General features: G+C 57.8%; 14 protein-coding genes. 5 read left to right on the plus strand and 9 right to left on the minus strand.

Going from position 1 to position 18485, the window contains the following annotated elements:
• Position 1: 1 nt before the first annotated feature.
• From C0039_RS03860 to ampD, 3 genes are all read right to left on the minus strand, one after another.
• Positions 2 to 1567: a sigma 54-interacting transcriptional regulator gene (locus C0039_RS03860; RefSeq protein ID WP_101517282.1), complete on the minus strand. Its 1566-nt coding sequence runs from the start codon at positions 1565 to 1567 to the stop codon at positions 2 to 4.
• A 68-nt stretch (positions 1568 to 1635) separates the two neighbouring features.
• Positions 1636 to 2475: a regulatory signaling modulator protein AmpE gene (ampE, locus tag C0039_RS03865; RefSeq protein WP_101517283.1), complete on the minus strand. Its 840-nt coding sequence runs from the start codon at positions 2473 to 2475 to the stop codon at positions 1636 to 1638.
• Positions 2472 to 3062 carry a 1,6-anhydro-N-acetylmuramyl-L-alanine amidase AmpD gene (gene ampD, locus C0039_RS03870; RefSeq protein ID WP_207796359.1) on the minus strand — a complete coding sequence of 197 codons (591 nt, stop codon included), beginning with the start codon at positions 3060 to 3062 and terminating at the stop codon, positions 2472 to 2474. The genes ampE and ampD overlap by 4 nt, the downstream gene beginning before the upstream one ends.
• A 106-nt stretch (positions 3063 to 3168) precedes the next feature.
• On the opposite strand from ampD, the gene nadC reads away from it, so the two are divergent.
• Entirely contained in the window at positions 3169 to 4017 is an 849-nt protein-coding gene (gene nadC, locus C0039_RS03875) for a carboxylating nicotinate-nucleotide diphosphorylase (RefSeq protein ID WP_101517284.1), read from the plus strand.
• Here the strand turns inward: nadC and rraA are convergent.
• Both rraA and C0039_RS03885 read right to left on the minus strand, forming a co-directional pair.
• Positions 4012 to 4491, minus strand: a complete 480-nt coding sequence (rraA, locus tag C0039_RS03880) for a ribonuclease E activity regulator RraA (protein ID WP_101517285.1) — start codon at positions 4489 to 4491, stop codon at positions 4012 to 4014. The two genes, nadC and rraA, sit on opposite strands and share 6 nt — an antisense overlap.
• Positions 4492 to 4493: 2 nt before the next feature.
• Positions 4494 to 6263, minus strand: a complete 1770-nt coding sequence (locus tag C0039_RS03885; protein WP_076000433.1) for an acyl-CoA dehydrogenase — start codon at positions 6261 to 6263, stop codon at positions 4494 to 4496.
• A gap of 161 nt (positions 6264 to 6424) precedes the next feature.
• On the opposite strand from C0039_RS03885, the gene C0039_RS03890 reads away from it, so the two are divergent.
• Complete coding sequence (locus C0039_RS03890) at positions 6425 to 7381, plus strand: LysR family transcriptional regulator (RefSeq protein WP_101517286.1); 957 nt, start codon at positions 6425 to 6427, stop codon at positions 7379 to 7381.
• Between the two features lie 133 nt (positions 7382 to 7514).
• Positions 7515 to 9695 (plus strand): malate synthase G, encoded by a 2181-nt coding sequence (locus C0039_RS03895; protein WP_101517287.1) that lies wholly within the window; start codon positions 7515 to 7517, stop codon positions 9693 to 9695.
• Between the two features lie 53 nt (positions 9696 to 9748).
• Here C0039_RS03895 and C0039_RS03900 read toward each other — a convergent pair whose 3' ends face one another.
• From C0039_RS03900 to C0039_RS03915, 4 genes are all read right to left on the minus strand, one after another.
• Positions 9749 to 10618 carry a glycosyltransferase family 2 protein gene (locus C0039_RS03900; RefSeq protein ID WP_101517288.1) on the minus strand — a complete coding sequence of 290 codons (870 nt, stop codon included), beginning with the start codon at positions 10616 to 10618 and terminating at the stop codon, positions 9749 to 9751.
• Between the two features lie 3 nt (positions 10619 to 10621).
• Positions 10622 to 12532 (minus strand): glycosyltransferase family protein, encoded by a 1911-nt coding sequence (locus C0039_RS03905; RefSeq protein WP_101517289.1) that lies wholly within the window; start codon positions 12530 to 12532, stop codon positions 10622 to 10624.
• Positions 12529 to 14487 (minus strand): hypothetical protein, encoded by a 1959-nt coding sequence (locus tag C0039_RS03910; RefSeq protein WP_133125933.1) that lies wholly within the window; start codon positions 14485 to 14487, stop codon positions 12529 to 12531. The genes C0039_RS03905 and C0039_RS03910 overlap by 4 nt, the downstream gene beginning before the upstream one ends.
• A gap of 89 nt (positions 14488 to 14576) precedes the next feature.
• The gene (locus tag C0039_RS03915) at positions 14577 to 15065 is read right to left on the minus strand and encodes a pilin (RefSeq protein WP_101517291.1); all 489 of its coding nucleotides are present in this window, start codon (positions 15063 to 15065) and stop codon (positions 14577 to 14579) included.
• A gap of 434 nt (positions 15066 to 15499) precedes the next feature.
• Between C0039_RS03915 and pilB the strand changes: the two genes are divergently transcribed.
• A complete protein-coding gene (pilB, locus tag C0039_RS03920) occupies positions 15500 to 17215 on the plus strand; it encodes a type IV-A pilus assembly ATPase PilB (protein WP_076000425.1) in 1716 nt (571 codons plus the stop codon).
• Between the two features lie 38 nt (positions 17216 to 17253).
• Positions 17254 to 18474 carry a type II secretion system F family protein gene (locus C0039_RS03925; RefSeq protein ID WP_076000424.1) on the plus strand — a complete coding sequence of 407 codons (1221 nt, stop codon included), beginning with the start codon at positions 17254 to 17256 and terminating at the stop codon, positions 18472 to 18474.
• Positions 18475 to 18485 lie beyond the last annotated feature (11 nt).

Genomic DNA, 18485 nt, shown 5'->3' on the forward strand with positions numbered 1-18485 from the left:
GTCAAAAGCCCGCGGGAGACCCGGCCGCACACAAGCGGGTCCGCAGCGCGGACTCCGAGACTTTCAGTTGAGCTGCACAGCGGCTGACTTCTCCCGCACACACGGCAAGCACCGCCTCCAACTCCTGCGCCGGAACCTCGCTGACACGCCTGTACACGGTGGATTTATCGATACGTCTATAGACAGACTGGTGAGATACGCCCAGCGCCTCTGCCACCGGTCTCACCTCGTAACCGTGAGCCGCCATGGTATCGTCGAACTCGCGCTGACTGATATCCTTCATTCTTCGAACAGGATTGACGGGTTTACGCTCCGGAATGCTCTGGGTGTCTGTCGCCAGAAAGGCCGCGAGTAAATTGGGCGGAATAACTGGCGACTGCTCACTGGCGATCACCACCTGGCTGGCAAAGTTCGCCAACTGACGCACATTGCCAGGCCAGTTGTAGGACGCAAACCTTAAAAACAAGCCCGCCCAGTGTGCCAACTGCAGTGGTGGGCTGTCTTCATGCGGCAAGCGCTCAGGGCAGCCCTCCGCATCACAGGCCAGGCGCAGGCCATGGAGTAAAAGGCTGCCAATGTCCTCCGGATGATCGCGTAGCGGTGGAACTTTTATCTCTATGGCACCGAGGCGGTGACGTAAAGCGGATTTGAAATCGCATTCGACCTGGTCGATAGCCGCATCCGTCGCAGAAATGACGCGCACATCCACAGTTTCGATTTCACCACCCACAACCTGAACTTCCCGTTGCTGCAGTGCCCGTAACAGCAATGGCTGGACTTCTTCCGGTGTATCGCCCACCTCATCGAGGAATAGCGTGCCGCCATCGGCTTCACGAAAATAACCTCGGCGCGCACGTTCAGCGCCAGAGAAAGCGCCCCGGGTATTACCGAATAGAAACGCAGCTGCCAGAGCGGAGGGCACGGCTGCCATATTCACGGTCACCAGTGGACCTGTCGCGCGACGGCTGCCAGCGCAAACGGCCTGCGCAACCAACTCCTTACCCACGCCCGTTTCACCGAGAACAAGCACGTCCTGGTCACTGGCAGCAGCGCGGCGAACCTGCTCGCGCAGCGCGCACATCGCACGACTGCCTCCAACAAGGGTATCAATTTCAATGCCGGCACCGGATGTCGCCGGTGCATCGACAAGTCGCAGCATCAGCACCACCGAATGCGCGAGCAGCAGAGGCACGCCGCGCGCCAGACTGGCTTCATCCAGCTGAAGTTGTTCCCGCAAATCTACATCCTGAACCCGGCAGCGGCTGGCCCGGTCAGGTCGTTGCAGTAAAATGCCATTTCCTTGCAGCGAAACCTGCAGGGCACGCCGGCTGATATAGGGATCATCCAGCGGTCTACCGGGCGTCTCGACCCCCGCCGCAGCAAAGCCAGGCGAATACCTGCCCAGCACCCATTGGTCCAGGTTGTCCTCCAGAATCGCCTGCTCGCCAATTCTCTGCACCTGCGGATGAAAGAGGATAGTGCACTGAAGCTGCGGCTGCGGGTTTACCCCTGAGACCACGTGATGCAGCGTGGGTAAGGTACTTTCACCGCAATGAGTATCGAGCATTCTGTAGCCGTATTCTGGTTTTTTTGCTTATTGACCAAAGCTTAGCAGCTACTGAAAACTTTGCCCGCTCAGAGCAGAATTACCAGCACAGAGATTATACCAACCCAACAGACACTGGCCCGGCGCACCAGCGCCGACAGCGTCTCGTTCTGCGCCGCAGCGCGCTGGCCATCGATCCCGCCGTCCTCACACAGTGGAGGTTGCTCCCCCGTTGCCGCCAGTGCGACGCTGTAGAGAACCTCCTGTGAGGCCATGGCCGAGTCGCGCCAGGCGTGCCACATAGCATCGATACTGGCAACAAAATTTCCTGTCAGGGCGAAGGTGGCGGCGAGCAGGCGAACCGGTACCCAATCGACCCAGAAGAGCGCCCGCTCCCCAACAGCGTCTTCACCACAGGCCAACTGCAGCAGCCGATAGGCCAGGGCACCCACTGGGCCCAACAACAAAAAATAAAACAGCACCCCAAACCAGCGCTGGTAACCCTGGTAGAGAAAGCCTTGTTGAACGCTATCGTGAATTTGTGGCGCACCCAGTTCATCGTCTTGCACAACCCAGCCGTGTCGAGAGCTCATGTCCAGCAGAGCTGCTTCAAAGTCGCCGCGCCGGCATTGACTGCGGTAGCGCTCCTGCTCCGCACCCTGACTTCCCCTGCCCAGGGCGTAAAGCAGGAGCAGGACAGCAGCAGCTATCCACGCCAGGCCAAAGAGCAACGGCTGAAACTGATCAAGTAAAAACTGGGCGACAGCGCAGGGCAGGGCCACACCCAGCAACAGACGCCAGCGAGCCGACACGCCCAGGGACGCCAGCCACTTCAACCAGCTATAAAACCAGGCATCGCGGTGCAGCCAGTCCTCCAGCGGCGACAGTCGCTCCAACACCAGGGCAATGATCATGGCGAGAAATGTCATGGGGCAGACTCCTTCTGCGCGGGGCTCTCGAGGTCCTGCAGGTAGCGGGACCAATCAAAAGCGGGCCCGGGATCCGTCTTCCGGCCGGGTGCTATATCGCTATGACCGGCAATGTGGTCGCGGCTCATACTCGGGTACGTTTGCAGCAGGGCGCGGGTAACCGCGCGCAGCGCGTGATACTGGGCATTTGTGTAGGGCAGGGAATCCGTGCCTTCCAGTTCAATGCCTATGCTGAAATCGTTGCAATTCTCACGACCACCATAACAGGATAGCCCCGCATGCCACGCCCGATCGTCAAAACTGACGAACTGCACCAACTCTCCATCCCGCCGGATAAGCAGGTGAGCCGACACTTTTACATCGCGAATCTCGGCAAAAAAAGGATGCTCGTCCCAGTCCAGGGTGTTGGTGAAGAAGCGCTCGATGCTGCTGTCTCCGAACTGTCCCGGGGGCAGGGAGATGTTGTGAATAACCAACAACTGCGGAACGATACCGACAGGGCGGGGTTCGCAGTTCTCTGTACGCACGGTACGCGCCGCCGTTAACCAGCCCGACTTGATTTGCAATGTCGCGTCACCTTTTCCCATGATTACATCATAAGGTAGCCGCCCCACCCTCTCAACGGGCAAACGTTCGCAGCCGTTGCCCTCCCCTGCTACAATTTGCGCCCCTACCCTGACTCGCCAGCACGCTATGACCACGCCTCCCAGTATTCGTCCTACCCCGGAACAGATTCGCGTCAATGTTATGGCAGCCCTGGCTGAAGACATCGGCGACGGTGATATCACCGCGCAGCTCATTCCCCCGGAGAACCGGGCCGAAGGACGGGTGATCACCCGGGAAGATGGCGTGCTCTGCGGCACTGAATGGGTCGACGCCGTATTTGCCGAGGTGGACCCCGCCATTGAGATAAGCTGGCACAAACACGACGGTGAGATGCTATCAGCAGGTGCAACGCTGTTTACCTTTGCCGGCCCCGCCCGCGGCCTGCTGACAGGCGAGAGGACCGCACTGAATTTCCTCCAGCTGCTTTCCGGCACTGCCAGCGTTTGTCAGCGCTATGCCGCAATGGTCGCCGGAACAGGCGTAAAGCTGCTGGATACCCGTAAAACGATTCCCGGGCTGCGTATTGCCCAGAAATACGCTGTCTCCTGCGGCGGTTGCCACAATCACCGGGTGGGACTGTTCGACGCCTACCTGATCAAGGAAAATCATATCAACGCCTGTGGCGGTATCGCTCAGGCTGTGGCCACCGCGCGCAGCCACTCAGCGGACAAGCCGGTTGAGGTAGAGGTTGAAAGCCTTGAAGAACTGGAGATAGCACTACAAGCCGGGGCGGATCGCATCATGCTGGACAATTTCTCCCTGCAGCAGCTGCGTGAAGCGGTTGCCGTGGCGGGCGGCAAGGCGGAGTTGGAGGCCTCGGGCAACGTCACCGACAAAACACTGAAGCCGATAGCCGAAACCGGCGTGGACTATATCTCTATCGGCGCGCTCACCAAGGACTGCAAGGCGCTCGACCTGTCCATGAGGCTGCTATAACAGGCTTTCGGCGCTGACTATCACGCCGTTATTGTCCGCGTAGACATACTCGCCAGGCACGATCGTCACACCGCCTAAGGATACCGGCACGTCGCGCTGACCAACACCCAGTTTCTCGGTTTTCAATGGAGTGGTGCCCAGGGCGGCAACACCCAACGCAGTATTGCCAATCTCATCCACATCGCGAATAGCGCCATAGATCACCAGCCCGGCCCAGCCATTCCGGGCAGCCTGTTCCGCCAGCATGTCCCCCAGCAGGGCCCGGCGCAGGGATCCCCCGCCGTCAACGACGATCACCCGCCCCTCGCCGGGCTCCCCGACGCACGCCTTTACCAGCGAATTGTCCTCATGGCATTTGATCGTGACTGCAGGACCGGCAAACCGGGTCACCCCGCCATAACTGTTGAACTGCAGCTCTATCGCACGGGAAGCGGGTGCTGCGTCCGTCAGATCCGGTGTGGAGAAAGCGTCCATGATCAGATCCACTCCAGCGGAAATGACAGCAGGGCGCCATCAGCACCGGCCACCGCACCCGCATGGGCGGCGCAGCGCGGCAGGATCTGTTCTGCGTAGAATTGGGTAGTCGCTATTTTTGCATCGTAGAAAGGATTATCACTACCACCGCGCGTGCGTTCCAGCGCGACCAGCGCAGCGCGGGCCATATGCCAGCCGCCGAACAGGTAACCGGTCTGCATCATATATTCGAACGACGCACCCATGGCAACCGTGCTGTCTTCCTGCAGCGCCTGCAGTACCCGCTGCGTGGATTGCTCCTGCAGTGCCAGGGCCGTGGTCATTGCAGTGCCGATAGCTGCCAACCGATCGTCCGCGGACGACTGCAACTGGCTGACCGTAGCGCGAACCTCTTCCAGCACCGCTTCCATGGCGCCGCCTCCGTCCCGGCCCAGCTTGCGCGCGACCAGGTCCGCCGCCTGAATGCCGTTGGTGCCCTCGTAGATGGGCGTAATACGCACATCACGGAAGTACTGTGCGGCACCGGTCTCTTCCACATAACCCATGCCACCATGCACCTGCACGCCCAGGGACGTGACTTCCTGGCCTACCTCGGTCATCCAGCCCTTGATCACGGGGATCATCAAATCTATACGGGCCTGCATCGCCGGGCGCTGGTCAGCCTCGCCGCGATGGGCAAGGTCCATGGTTACCGCCTCGGCATAGCCCAGGGCGCGCATGGCCTCGCACAGACACTTCATAACCAGCAGCATACGTTTAACGTCGGCATGCTCGATAATCGGAACACCGCCCTGCACCCGCTCGCGGGCATAGGCCGTTGCTTTCTGCAATGCGCCTTCAGATGCACCCAGCCCCTGGATTCCCACCTTCAATCGGGCTTCGTTCATCATGGTAAACATACAGGCCAGGCCCTGGTTCTCCTTACCCAGCAAGTAGCCAACAGCGCCATCATTGTCACCGAAGGCCATCACGCAGGTAGGGCTGCCATGAATGCCCAGTTTGTGCTCCACCGACACCGGGTAGACATCATTACGCTCACCGAGGCTGCCATCCGCATTGATCAGGAACTTGGGCACAATGAACAGGGAAATACCGCGACTGCCCTCGGGGGCATCGGGCAGCTTGGCCAACACCAGGTGAATGATATTATCGGTGGCCTGATGGTCACCCCAGGTGATAAAAATCTTTTGCCCGGTGATGCGGTAGTGGTCGCCCTCGGGGACAGCGCGCGCCTTCATCACCCCCAGGTCCGAGCCGGCACCCGACTCGGTCAGGTTCATGGTACCCATCCATTCACCGCTGTGCATTTTCTCCAGGTACGTCTGCTTCTGTTCTTCGGTGCCATGGGCATGTATGGCCAGCGCCGCGCCACTGCTGAGCATAGGCGCAAGCGCCAGCGCCATGTTGGCGCTGTTCCACATCTCGTGACCCACAGTGCTGTAGATCTCCGGGAGCCCCTGACCGCCGTAATTGGGGTCGCAGGAAATCCCGATCCAGCCACCGGCTGCCATCTGGTTCAGTGCAGCCTCATGACCCGGTGATGACGTCACCGCGCCGTTCGCACAGGAAGCCGGCTGCTCGTCCCCCACCCGCCGCAGCGGAGCCAACTCATCGCCTGCCAGTTTTGCGGCCTCATCGAGCAGCGCAGTGGTCAGTTCCGGTCCCACGCCCAACTCAGCAAAATCCGGCAACGTGCCCAGGCAGGACTCTGCATTCAGAACCTCGTCAATGAGGAAGCACATATCTTCAACGGGTGCGCGATAGTTATCCATGGTGACTCCTGCTTGGTGCATTGTGACTGAACATACGCGAAATACGGTCGAGCAGGTTTCACTCCCCACTCAAAAGCATTGGCAATTTTAGCGCCACGGGTATAATTCCCCAAAGGAATAGCCAGTATTTTCACCATTCACTATGTGAATACGGAGTCCCAGTGAACGTCAATCGAGTTGACCTCAATCTGCTGGTCTACCTGGATGCCCTGTTGCGCGAGCGCAATGTTACCCAGGCTGCTAACCAGCTCAATCTCAGCCAGCCGGCCATGAGTAATGGCCTACGCAGGCTGCGGGAGCTGTTCGACGACCCCCTGCTGGTTCGCACCAGCGACGGTATGACCCCCACCGAGCGCGCCCTGGAACTGGAACCCGTGGTACGTGAAGTACTAACCACCATAGACCGCGCGGTGCAACCCCGCACGGAATTTGAACCAGCCCAGGCCCAGCGCGTGTTCAGGATCATGGCCAGCGATTATGCAGAGGCCACCCTGTTTCCCGAGGTCCTGTCCAAACTGCGGAATCTCGCACCCGGGCTGACTCTGGACATCATGACCCCCTCCGATGTGAGCTTCCTGGATGTGGAGCGAGGCAAGGTCGACATGGTCATCAACCGCTTTGATTCCATGCCGCAGTCGTTTCACCAGATCCACCTCTGGGACGATACGTTTTCCTGCATCCTGAATGTGGAGCACCCGATGCTGGAGGACTTCACCCTGGAGAACTACCTGGCTGCCGATCACGTCTGGGTCAGCAAAACCGGAATGGGCGTGGGAGTAGGCGTCAACCCGGATGATGTACAACGCCTTGGCTGGGTGGACGTCGCACTGAACAAACTGGGCAAGAAGCGGCAGATCCGGGTTTTTACCCGTCATTACCAGGCTGCCATGACGCTGGCTGAGCAGAACGACCTGATCGTCACCCTGCCCACCCGGGCTGCGCTGTTAAAGCGGGATAATCCGCGGGTGGTTCTGCGCGACCCGCCACTGGACATCCCGCCGCTGAAGCTGAAAATGGCATGGAGCCCACTTCTCCAGCACAATCCCGCCAACCGCTGGCTGCGCAAACTGATTGCCGATACGGCGCGAGAGCTGGATGGCCTGGCGCCAACGCTCTGAGCGGAGCCAGAGACAATTCAGCACCGGAATGGCGGTGATAAAAACGATAAATTAGCTAAATCTTACCCCTGCTCCTAGAATCATTGCGTTACCCGGGAGAACTGCCTCCCTGCGCATTGACAAGGACAACACCATGACAGAACGCATCCAGCTCGGTGGCCTGCAGGTCGCCACTGTTCTTCACCAGTTACTCGAAAACGAGATCGCGCCCGGCACAGGGATAGCGCCCGCCGACTTCTGGCTTGCTCTGGAGTCTATCGTCAACGACCTGGCGCCCAAAAACCGCGCCCTGCTCGAGGTCCGTTCCGAGATGCAAGCCAGGATCAACGCCTGGCATAAGGCCAACCCGGGCCCGGACTATGACCGCACTGCCTACAAGGCCTTTCTCGAGGAAATAGGCTACCTGCTGCCCGAGGGCGATGACTTTGCGATCACCACCGAACAGGTGGACCCGGAAGTCGCCACCCTGGCAGGCCCACAACTGGTTGTGCCGGTGATGAATGCACGCTATGCACTCAACGCCGCCAACGCGCGCTGGGGTAGCCTGTACGATGCGCTCTATGGCACCGATGTGATCTCAGAGGAAGGCGGTGCACAGCGCGCTGGTGACTATAACCCGATACGCGGTGACAAAGTCATCGCCTTCGCTCGCGACTTTCTCAACAAGCACTGCCCATTGTCCTCAGGCGACCACACTGACGCCGCTGCCTACGCGGTTGTCGACGGTAAACTGCAGGTGGCGCTCAGCGACGGACAACACAGTTCCCTGGCGTCGCCAGGGCAACTGGTCGGGTTTACCGGCCAGGCCGAAAACCCACAGAGCGTGCTGCTGAAACACAACGGCCTGCATATTGAGATTCAGATTGATCCCTCCAGTCCGATAGGGGCAACCGACAAGGCAGGGGTCAAGGATGTGGTTCTGGAGGCGGCGCTGACCACTATCCAGGACTGCGAAGATTCCGTTGCGGCAGTGGACGCCGAGGACAAGGCAGTCATTTACACCAACTGGCTGGGACTGATGCGCGGTGACCTCACCGACACCTTCCAGAAAGGCGGCAAGGACCTGACCAGGACGCTCAATGCAGATCGCACATTTACCGCCCCGGATGGCTCCGAACTGGTGCTTGCGGGCCGCAGCCTGATGTTCGTGCGTAACGTTGGCCACCTGATGACCAACGAGGCGATTATTGACCGCGACGGAAATGAAATCCCCGAGGGCATCATGGACGGGATGTTCACCGCGATGATCGCGCTGCACGACCTCAAAAAGCCTGCAGGCGAAGCTCGCAACTCACGTGAAGGCAGTGTCTATATTGTGAAACCGAAGATGCACGGACCGGATGAAGTCGCATTCACCTGCGAATTGTTCGACCGCATCGAAGATGCTCTGGGCATGTCACGCAACACGTTGAAAGTGGGCATTATGGATGAAGAGCGCCGCACAACGGTGAACCTCAAGGCGTGCATTCGCGCGGCAAAAGAACGCCTGGTGTTCATCAATACAGGCTTTCTGGATCGCACCGGCGACGAGATCGCCACCAGCATGGAAGCAGGGGCCATGACCCCCAAAGGGGCCATGAAGCAGGAGCCCTGGATCAATGCCTACGAGGACTGGAATGTCGATATGGGCCTGGCCTGTGGCCTGCTGGGCAAAGCCCAGATTGGTAAAGGCATGTGGGCCATGCCAGACCTGATGGCAGAAATGGTGCGCACCAAGGTCGGCCACCCCCTGGCTGGCGCCAGCACGGCCTGGGTGCCCTCGCCCACCGCCGCCACACTGCATGCCATGCACTATCATGACGTCAACGTTGCGCAACGCCAGCAAGAACTCAAAGCGCGGGAAACAGCCTCCCTGGATGACATTCTCAGCATCCCGCTGAAGGGCGCGCAGGGCTTGTCAGCAGCCGATATCCAGCGAGAACTGGACAACAATGCCCAGGGCATTCTCGGTTACGTGGTGCGCTGGGTGGAGCATGGCGTGGGCTGTTCCAAGGTGCCTGACATCAACCACGTGGGGTTGATGGAAGATCGTGCAACGCTGCGCATCTCCAGCCAGCACCTGGCAAACTGGCTGCACCACGGTGTGTGCAGCGAGGAGCAGGTCCGCGAAACCCTGGAGCGCATGGCAGTGGTAGTTGACGAACAAAATGCCGCAGACCCCGGGTATCGCAACATGGCTCCGGACTTTGCCAACAGTGTTGCTTTTCAAGCTGCCTGTGACCTTGTATTCCAGGGCCGCGAGCAGCCCAGCGGCTACACCGAACCGGTGTTGCATGCACGTCGACGTGAAGCGAAGGCGAAATTTGCGGTCTGACCGGAGCTGACGTACACCCCACTGCAACAAAAAGCCGGCTTACGCCGGCTTTTTCATAATTCTTCCTCAGAGTCCTTGTATTGCAGATTGGTCAGCTGCTCGGCGAGCAAACCGATCAGGAAGATAATCATACCGGAGAGAATCAGCAGGGTGCTCATATTGGTAAAACGCCAGGCACCGGAGGCAATATTAGCGACAATATAGTTGGCGATGCCCAGACCGCTCACGAGAACAGCCATTGGAAAGTAGACTTTAAGCGGCGAGTACAGAGTGCCAATTTTGAAGATGATCAAAAAGAAGCGTACGCCATCGCGAAGTACACTTATGTGGCTCTTGCCAAGCCGTTTGGCGACAACGATGGGCACAAAGCCAACGGAATAGCCCGCACGGAAAAACGCCATGGTCGAGGTTGTCGGATAGCTGAAACCGTTCGGCAACAGGTAAAGGAAGCTGAGAAATTTTCTGCGATTAACAATTCGAAAGCCTGAAGTCAGGTCATCAATCTTACGGTTTACCATCCAGCTTGCCAGCCAGTTATAGAGGCTGTTGGCGCTCCATCGTGCCAGACTGGCCTGGTCGTCACGACTGGTGCGCGCCCCGACCACCATGTCGTAACCTTCCGCTACCTTATACAGCAGTTTTTCAACATCCGCCGGGGAGTGCTGGCCATCGCCGTCCATAAAAACAATATAGTCACCGGTAGCACAGCGTGCACCTGACTTGATAGCGGCCCCATTGCCTTTGCTGTATGGGTGATCAACCGTTTTCACGCCGTGCTGACGACATACCTCACCGGTACCATCACTGGAACCATCGTTAACCACAATGATTTCGGCCTCCGGGTAAGCGTCCAACAAACGTGGCAAGGTCAGGGCAAGGCCCTGTTCTTCATCCTTCGCCGGAATGACAATCGACAGCTTCAAATTTTACTTCTCCAGATACAAGGCCAGGTTGGCCAGCTCAGCTTGCGTCAGTTTCCCTGCTCGCTGCAATTCTTGCAAGCGCGCAATGTACTCTTGCGCCTCAGAGGTCTTGCCCAGGGCTGTCGTAAAGTGCAGTTGCATGAGCATGCCGCGAACACTATGGGGGACCAGCGCCAGATGTCGCGCATTGTAGGCGTAGGCGTATTCCCAGTGCTGGTGGGCGTTGGCAAGCATCGCCAGCGCGGAGAACATATTATGCGAGGCCAGGCTGGTATCAAATTCAGTCAGGTACAAACTGGCCAGGTGCTCCAGAAAACCGTCCCAGTCAAATCGTGGGCAGCGCTCTTCCTGACGCAGCTTTATAACCACGCCCATGGTGACCACCTGCCCCAGGGGTCGCTGCGGTTGCACCCGGCCAATCACCTCATACTCTTCAGGCACCAGTGGCTCACCGGCCAGGCAGGCAAGTGCAACATTGCGCAGTACAAAGTCCCCAAAATGCTCATCTCCAGCTGCCGGGGTTGCCAGTGAGGCCTTGTAAGCACGCTCCGAATATAGCAGCGCGGCATCCCTCGCCCCCGACATTGCCAGCTGAGAGGCGTAGTCCCGGTTGGCACGGGCAGAGTGAGGATGACCGTTGACGTGGTGCATCATCAACAAGGGCCTGCTGGACCAAATACTGACCTGGGAACTGGTCTGTATCGCCATCGCGACAATCGCCACCATGCACCAGGCCAGCAGCGGGTAACGCACTTCAGGCCATTTTTTTACAGCATAAGCATAAACACATAGCGGGATGACAATGAGGCCGACACTCGGCAGATAATTGCGGTGTTCGAAATACAGCTCAAGCGGCCAGACAGTGGACTCCATCGCGTGCCCGGCAAGAAAGAACAAAGGCCCGTAGAGCAGTCGCCTGGGCCATTTCCACCACCACAGAACAGGCACCAGTAAAATCAACACAAGCCAGCCCAACACAGCATAAGCGGTAGATCCTGGCTGCGACAGTGAGACAGATACATGCAGGTCATCATGATAGATGCCCAGACGAGACGTCTCGGGAAGGTAAAACTGACCCACGTAATCCCAGACAACCCTCGCCTGCGTCAGTAGACGCTCCACCAGGGTAAATTCACGGAACTGGTGATAATCGACCAATGTGTCCCAGAAGATACCAAGCAGCAATACAATGGCGAGCGCGCCACCGGCAATCAGCATTAGCGTGAGCGACTGCAACCACAGAAGGATACGACCCGAATTGTCACGAAATTGCAGCCAGAACGCTTCCGTCAGCAGTATCAGCGGCACGACCAGGATTCCGTTTTCCTTGGACAGCACAGCCAACGCGATACAGGCCATGACCAGCAATAACCAGGCATGTTGCGGCTCACCCGAGCCAACCCCTCTGCGCCACCGCAAATAGGCAATCAGCCCCAGCAGGGAGAACACTGTCGCCAGCATCGTCATCCGCTGCACAACATAGAGCACCGTACTCACGTGGAGTGGCGCCAGCAGCCACAACACGCTGAGCATTACCGCTATGGGCACAGGCGCTTTAACACCGATGGCAGTGAGCAGGAGTACGATGAAATATGCGATTAACGCGCCCGACACCGTATGCAGCATGATATTCACAGCTTTTGCTGTCGCAGTGCTACCGTCGCCAAGCAGCCGCTCGGCGACAAATGTGGCCATGGATACAGGTCTCCCCAGCGGGCCGGAGTTTTCACCCAGAACGAAATCCAGGGCCTGTTCGGGACGCTCTTCCAGACTCTCCAATTTGGTCAGGCTGGATCGATCGTCGAGCATGACAGGTCCCGACGTGCCCGGCAGGTAGATCCAGTAGACGGCCAGATACAGCGTGACAAAAAGGAGTGTGGCCCCCCAGGCTCGCAACGACGGATAACCCTTCATTTGCCAGACACCTGCTCAATGTCCGCCGCAGGGGCGGCAAACAAGCCGCGCATGAACTGCAGATTCTGTCGCCCGTCGTCATACAGCATCCACGACCTGATGGCTTCGTAGAGCCCGGACAGGTTTCCCGATTCAGAAAACTCCGTGAGCTGGTGCTGGTAAACGACAGTATTGCCGGGCTGCAATCTCCTTGCTCGCTCGAGGAGAGCAAGCCGATGCTCAGGAGGCGCCGCGGTTGCGCGCAGATAGCGGTATCGCAGCAGTAGAAACCTGACATCGTCGATATAGCGCCGTTCAAGCGTATCCATCAAGGCAAACAACTCGCTCTTTGGAGCGTCGCACAACCTGGCGACGAAGCAATCCAGGAGCACATCCAGGGCGGCGATATCCGAGGCCTGCAATGGGCGATCGCCCGCTACCTCCCGCAAAACAGCAAACCAATCATTATATTGCCTGAGGTCTCGGAAATGATGGCTGTCGAGGTAGTACAGCATGACGATTGCCGCAAAATCCCGCGGGTTCTTCTGGTACATGAGTTCAAAGTGATGGCGGGCAGCCACCAGGTACTGACCGCGACCCTCATCTGCTTGCTGCGCCGCCAACGAGCTTTTGTAGGCCTTCAGCCAGGCTTCCGCGAGGAAGTAGTGTGAACGGGAGGATTCAGGGTGATTGTCGACGTTTACCGCTGTCAGGCGCAGGTGCTCGCTCCAGACCTGCACCCGCAGGAACAATACTGTAGACAGTATCGCCAGCACTGCAAAAACAGGGATGGCGGGACGCACCCAATGCTGGCAATGAAAAGCCATCTGCAACAGGTAGGCCAGGAGAATAAACAGACCCACGCTGGGCAGGTAGTTGCGATGCTCATAGACCATCTCCAGCGGCCAGACGCTGGACTCCAGGGCATGTCCCACCAGATAAAACAACAGTGCAAAGCCCAGCAACGGCAGTCGCCTACGCAATAACCAGGCCACCCCTGCAGTGACCAGCCAGGCCAGCGCCGAGAAAAGCGTGGTGACCGGGTTCACCCATGAGGTGGAAAGCGGGATATCGTCGTGCTGAAAACCCATGCTGGTGATATCCGGAAAAACCAGCCAGGACAGATACTGCCAGAGCAAGCGCAACTGCGTGAGCAGGCGCTCCTGCAGACTAAACTCCCTTCCCGTGTACCGGTCCGGTATCAGCTCCGGCACCAGCAGCGTGGTGCCGACGATAACCAACAGTGGTACCAGCAACCCAATCCAGCCGAGCAAAGTGATGATGCGGTTCTTCGAGCCGGCCCAACGCCCACGAAACAGAGTCACTTCAAATACCGGCAGTAGCCATAGCAGCAGCACGCCGTTCTCTTTCGACAGTACCGCGAGTAACAACACCAACAACAGCCATAAGCTTGTGGCGATCAAGTCTGCAGGGGAGGCACCTCGCTCTGCCCACTGCTCCCGCCGCCGCACAAACAACCACAGCCCCAACAGGGTAAACAGCGTGGCCAACTGCGCCATGCGCTGAACAGCGTACAAGACCGTTGAAACGTGAAGCGGCGCCAACAACCAGAGCGCCGCCGCCAACAGCGCCACCTGCTGCCGGGATGACTCAGACCCGCCTGGCACCACCTGCCGCAGGATACCCAGCGCCAGAAGGTATACCAGTCCACCACATAGCAAGTGAATGACCAGGTTGACCAGTTTGACCTGGAAGGTATCGATGCCGCCAGCAACTACACTGTTGACAGCGAAGCTCCACATGGCGATGGGCCGCTGCAGAGGGCCCGACTTTGAACTGAACGTCGCTGTCCGCCAGTCCTCAAACGCACTCCCTTCCCCGTTCAGGTATGGGTTGCTCGTCAGCGCAGGGCCGTCATCGAAAAGAAAGGGGCCTGAAAGGCCGGGTGAGTAGAGCGCCACTGTCAGCAAAGCCAGCAGCAGAAGCAACGCCCTATGCGTTCTCAAAATAGACAAGGGGCTGGATGCTCTCAACCAATGCGGAATTAATAAATCTAACACAAAAAAAAGCCCGGTATAAACCGGGCTTCGACCTCAACCGCAGCTTAGCGGCAGTTGGACGGCAAGTACTTCGAGGGGATGACGACAGCAGCAGTAGAGCCACTTACAACACCGTCGGTTGTGGACTTACAAGTCCATACCAGGGTGTTTCCGGAGCGCGTGGTGCCCGAGAGCGAGAAGCCATAGTCTGTCTCAGTCGTATCGGAAGGTATAACGCCGGTACGAATTCTGGCAGTAACAATGGGCAGGCCGCCGGATGAAGTATAGCCAAGTGATACAACAATCGGCTTGTCCGGGTTGGTCAGCAGGCCGGCCTCTGTTGCATCTACGGGAATGTTAACGTTAGTTGAATAGAACTCTGCGATTGATGTTTTCGCTTCAGCCAATGCGGCAGCAGGCTCAGACATCTTGGAACGCACGATATAGTCCTGGTATGCGGGCAGCGCAATGGCCGCAAGAATGCCGACAATCGCAATAACGATCATCAGTTCGATCAAGGTAAAACCCTTCTGGGCTGTTTTCTGAATATTCATATGCTCTAACTCCGTTGAGACTGATTACTTATCGGGGCCGTGTTTTTTGTCAGAACCACACGATTTCCCACATGCCCAAGAACCAATGCAGGTAGCGGGCCAATTATTAAAAAAATATATTTTATTGTTATAAATCAGCTTGTTAAGCGCATATAAGCGCCGCGTTAAAGCCGTTGACCAGGGAACGCATCGCTGTACACAACGTCCAGAACTGACAAAAAACGTCACTCTGCGATATTTTGCGCCTTCTGCAGTGTCTCCACCCTACTGCGCAGCGACCATCCCGGCTTTGGGGTGGTATGTGAAAACTCCAGTTTTCCCCAATCTAAGTCATGCAAACGCTAGGAGCACATGCACACAGTGTTTATACTTCCCGCAGAGATGCGATTAAAAAAAGAGATACATCTGACGGTTGTACCAGGGGCCCAACGGAGATGAATGACAAGGGAATAGGACAGCTAAGCGGTCTTGCCGGTCGCCTGGTCGCGGAGGGCTTGATTTCCGCTGAGGCGGCTACCAGCGCCCAGCGCGAGGCCTCCATGGAGCAGGTCCCGCTGGTCTCCTTCCTTGTGGAGAAAAAAAACGTGGACAGCTTTCGGCTGGCTGCCGTCGCCTCACAGGAGTTTGGCGTTCCCCAATTTGATGCGAGCTCTTTTGACTTAAGCGCCCTCCCTGTCGGCCTGGTTGAAGTAGGACTGGTAATCAAGCACCACGCCCTGCCCTTGTACCGACGGGGCAACCGCTTGTTCATTGCTGTATCTGACCCGACCAACCTGGCCGCCCTGGACGAAATCAAGTTTCACACCGGGGTCAACACAGACGCCGTATTACTGGAAGAGCGTGCACTCGCCGCGATGATCTCCGCATGGGTGGAGACCCAGGATGACCTGAGCGACGGCCTGGGCGACCTGGACTCAGATGACCTTGAAGGCATTGATGTCTCCAGCGGCGAAAGCACTGACAACGATGACAGTAACGAAGCCGTTGATGAAACCCCGATCGTACGCTTTGTCAACAAAGTCCTTATCGATGCCATCAAACAGGGCGCATCGGATATCCATTTCGAACCCTATGAGCACGACTACCGGGTGCGCTTCCGCACCGACGGCGTGCTCCGGGAGATGGTCAAGCCTCCGCGCAACCTTTCCAGTCGACTGGCCGCACGACTCAAAGTGATGTCGCAAATGGATATTTCCGAACGGCGCTTGCCGCAGGACGGGCGCATCCAGATGAAGCTGTCGCGAAACCGGGCCATCGACTTTCGTGTAAACACGCTGCCGACCCTGTTTGGCGAGAAAATCGTCCTGCGTATACTTGACCCCACCAGCGCCCAACTGGGGATTGATGCACTCGGGTATGAACCCGAGCAGAAGGAGATGTACCTCAAGACCCTTAACCAGCCGCAGGGCATGATTCTGGTCACCGGGCCAACCGGATCCGGTAAGACCGTATCGCTTTACACTGGCCTGAACATTCTCAATACACCAGAGCGAAATATCTCCACGGCGGAGGACCCGGTCGAAATCAATCTCGCGGGAATCAACCAGGTACACGTTAATGCCAAGGTGGGACTCAACTTTGCCGAGGCACTGAGGTCATTCCTGCGCCAGGACCCCGACGTCATCATGGTCGGTGAGATCCGTGACCTGGAAACAGCGGAAATCGCCATCAAGGCGGCGCAAACCGGCCACCTGGTTTTATCCACCCTGCACACCAACAGCGCCGCTGAAACGGTAACACGCTTGCTTAATATGGGCGTACCGGCATTCAACGTTGCCTCTTCGGTGGACCTTATAATTGCCCAGCGACTCGCGCGCCGCCTCTGCAAGGAGTGCGCTGTGCCGGCGGACATACCCCACGAAACGCTGCTGCAGGAAGGCTTCCTCGAAGAACAGTTGGCAGATGCCGCGATCATGAAAGCCGTGGGATGCAGCCTGTGTAATGACGGTTACAAGGGCCGGGTTGGCGTATACGAGGTGGTCAGAATCACCCAGAAGATCGCGTCCCTGATCATGGAAGAGGGCAATTCCCTGCAGATTCAGGAAGCGGCCAATGCAGAAGGTTTCCACACACTGCGTCAGTCGGCCTTACGTAAAGTCGCGCAGGGCATGACTACATTAGAAGAAGCCAACCGGATTACGGTGGACTAAAAAAAGACCAAGGGACAGGAACAGGGGCGCTATAAATTATGGCTACAGCAACAGGCAACGATACATTCACATGGAGCGGCATCGACAAGAACGGCCGCAACAGCAAGGGCGAGATTTCCGCCGTAAGCAGCGCCATGGCCAAGGCACAGTTGCGCAGGCAGGGCATCAAGCCAAAATCAGTGAAGAAAAAAAGCAAGCCGTTGTTCGGTTCCGGGCAGGGCAAGGCGATCAAGCCGTCCGACATCGCTGTGTTCACCCGGCAGATGGCAACCATGATGAAGGCTGGTGTCCCCCTGGTGCAGGCCTTCGAGATTGTGGCTGACGGCATGGATAAGCCGCGCATGAGAGACCTGGTCATGCAGATCAAGAACGACGTGGCCTCGGGTACCGGTCTCGCCCCCTCACTGGAGAAACACCCCCGCTATTTTGACGAGTTGTTCTGCAGCCTGATTGCCTCGGGCGAGGAATCGGGCACGCTGGAGGTCATGCTCGACCGCGTGGCCACCTACAAGGAAAAAACCGAGGCGCTAAAAGCCAAGATCCGCAAGGCCATGACCTACCCTCTTGCGGTCGTCTCGGTGGGCGTGGTGGTTACACTGATCCTTATGCTCAAGGTCATTCCGGTATTTGCCGAGACTTTCCAGAATTTTGGCTCCGACCTGCCGGCGTTCACACAGATGGTGCTGAACATGTCCGAGTTCGTACAGGAATACTGGTTCATCTGCCTGCTTGCGATAGTCGCCATTGCCTTTGCTTTTCGCGAGGCGAAGTTCCGCTCCGAGAAATTTTCCCAGTGGCTGGATAAGGTGGCGCTGAAGATACCGGTCGTCGGCGGCATCGTTCACGATGCTGTGATTGCACGTTTTTCTCGAACGTTGTCGACCACGTTTGCCGCGGGTGTACCGCTGGTGGACGCCCTGGAGTCCACCGCCGGCGCCGCCGGCAACTCGGTTTACTCCCGGGCCATCCGCCAGATCAAGGATGACGTTACCACGGGCTCCACGCTGTATAATTCAATCAAGGCAACCGGTCTTTTCCCGAACCTGCTGCTGCAGATGGTCTCCATTGGTGAGGAATCCGGCGCGCTGGACGACATGCTCGGCAAAGTGGCGGACCACTATGAGGCCGCAGTAGATGACGCAGTGGACAATCTCAGTTCGCTGCTTGAGCCACTGATCATGTCTATTCTGGGTGTGATGGTAGGCGGCCTGATGATCGCCATGTACCTGCCCATCTTTATGCTCGGGTCCGTTATTTAGGGAGCGTCGCA

The sequence above is a fragment of the Pseudohalioglobus lutimaris genome, from assembly GCF_002866825.1.
In the GTDB taxonomy this organism is placed as follows: Bacteria; Pseudomonadota; Gammaproteobacteria; order Pseudomonadales; family Halieaceae; genus Halioglobus; species Halioglobus lutimaris.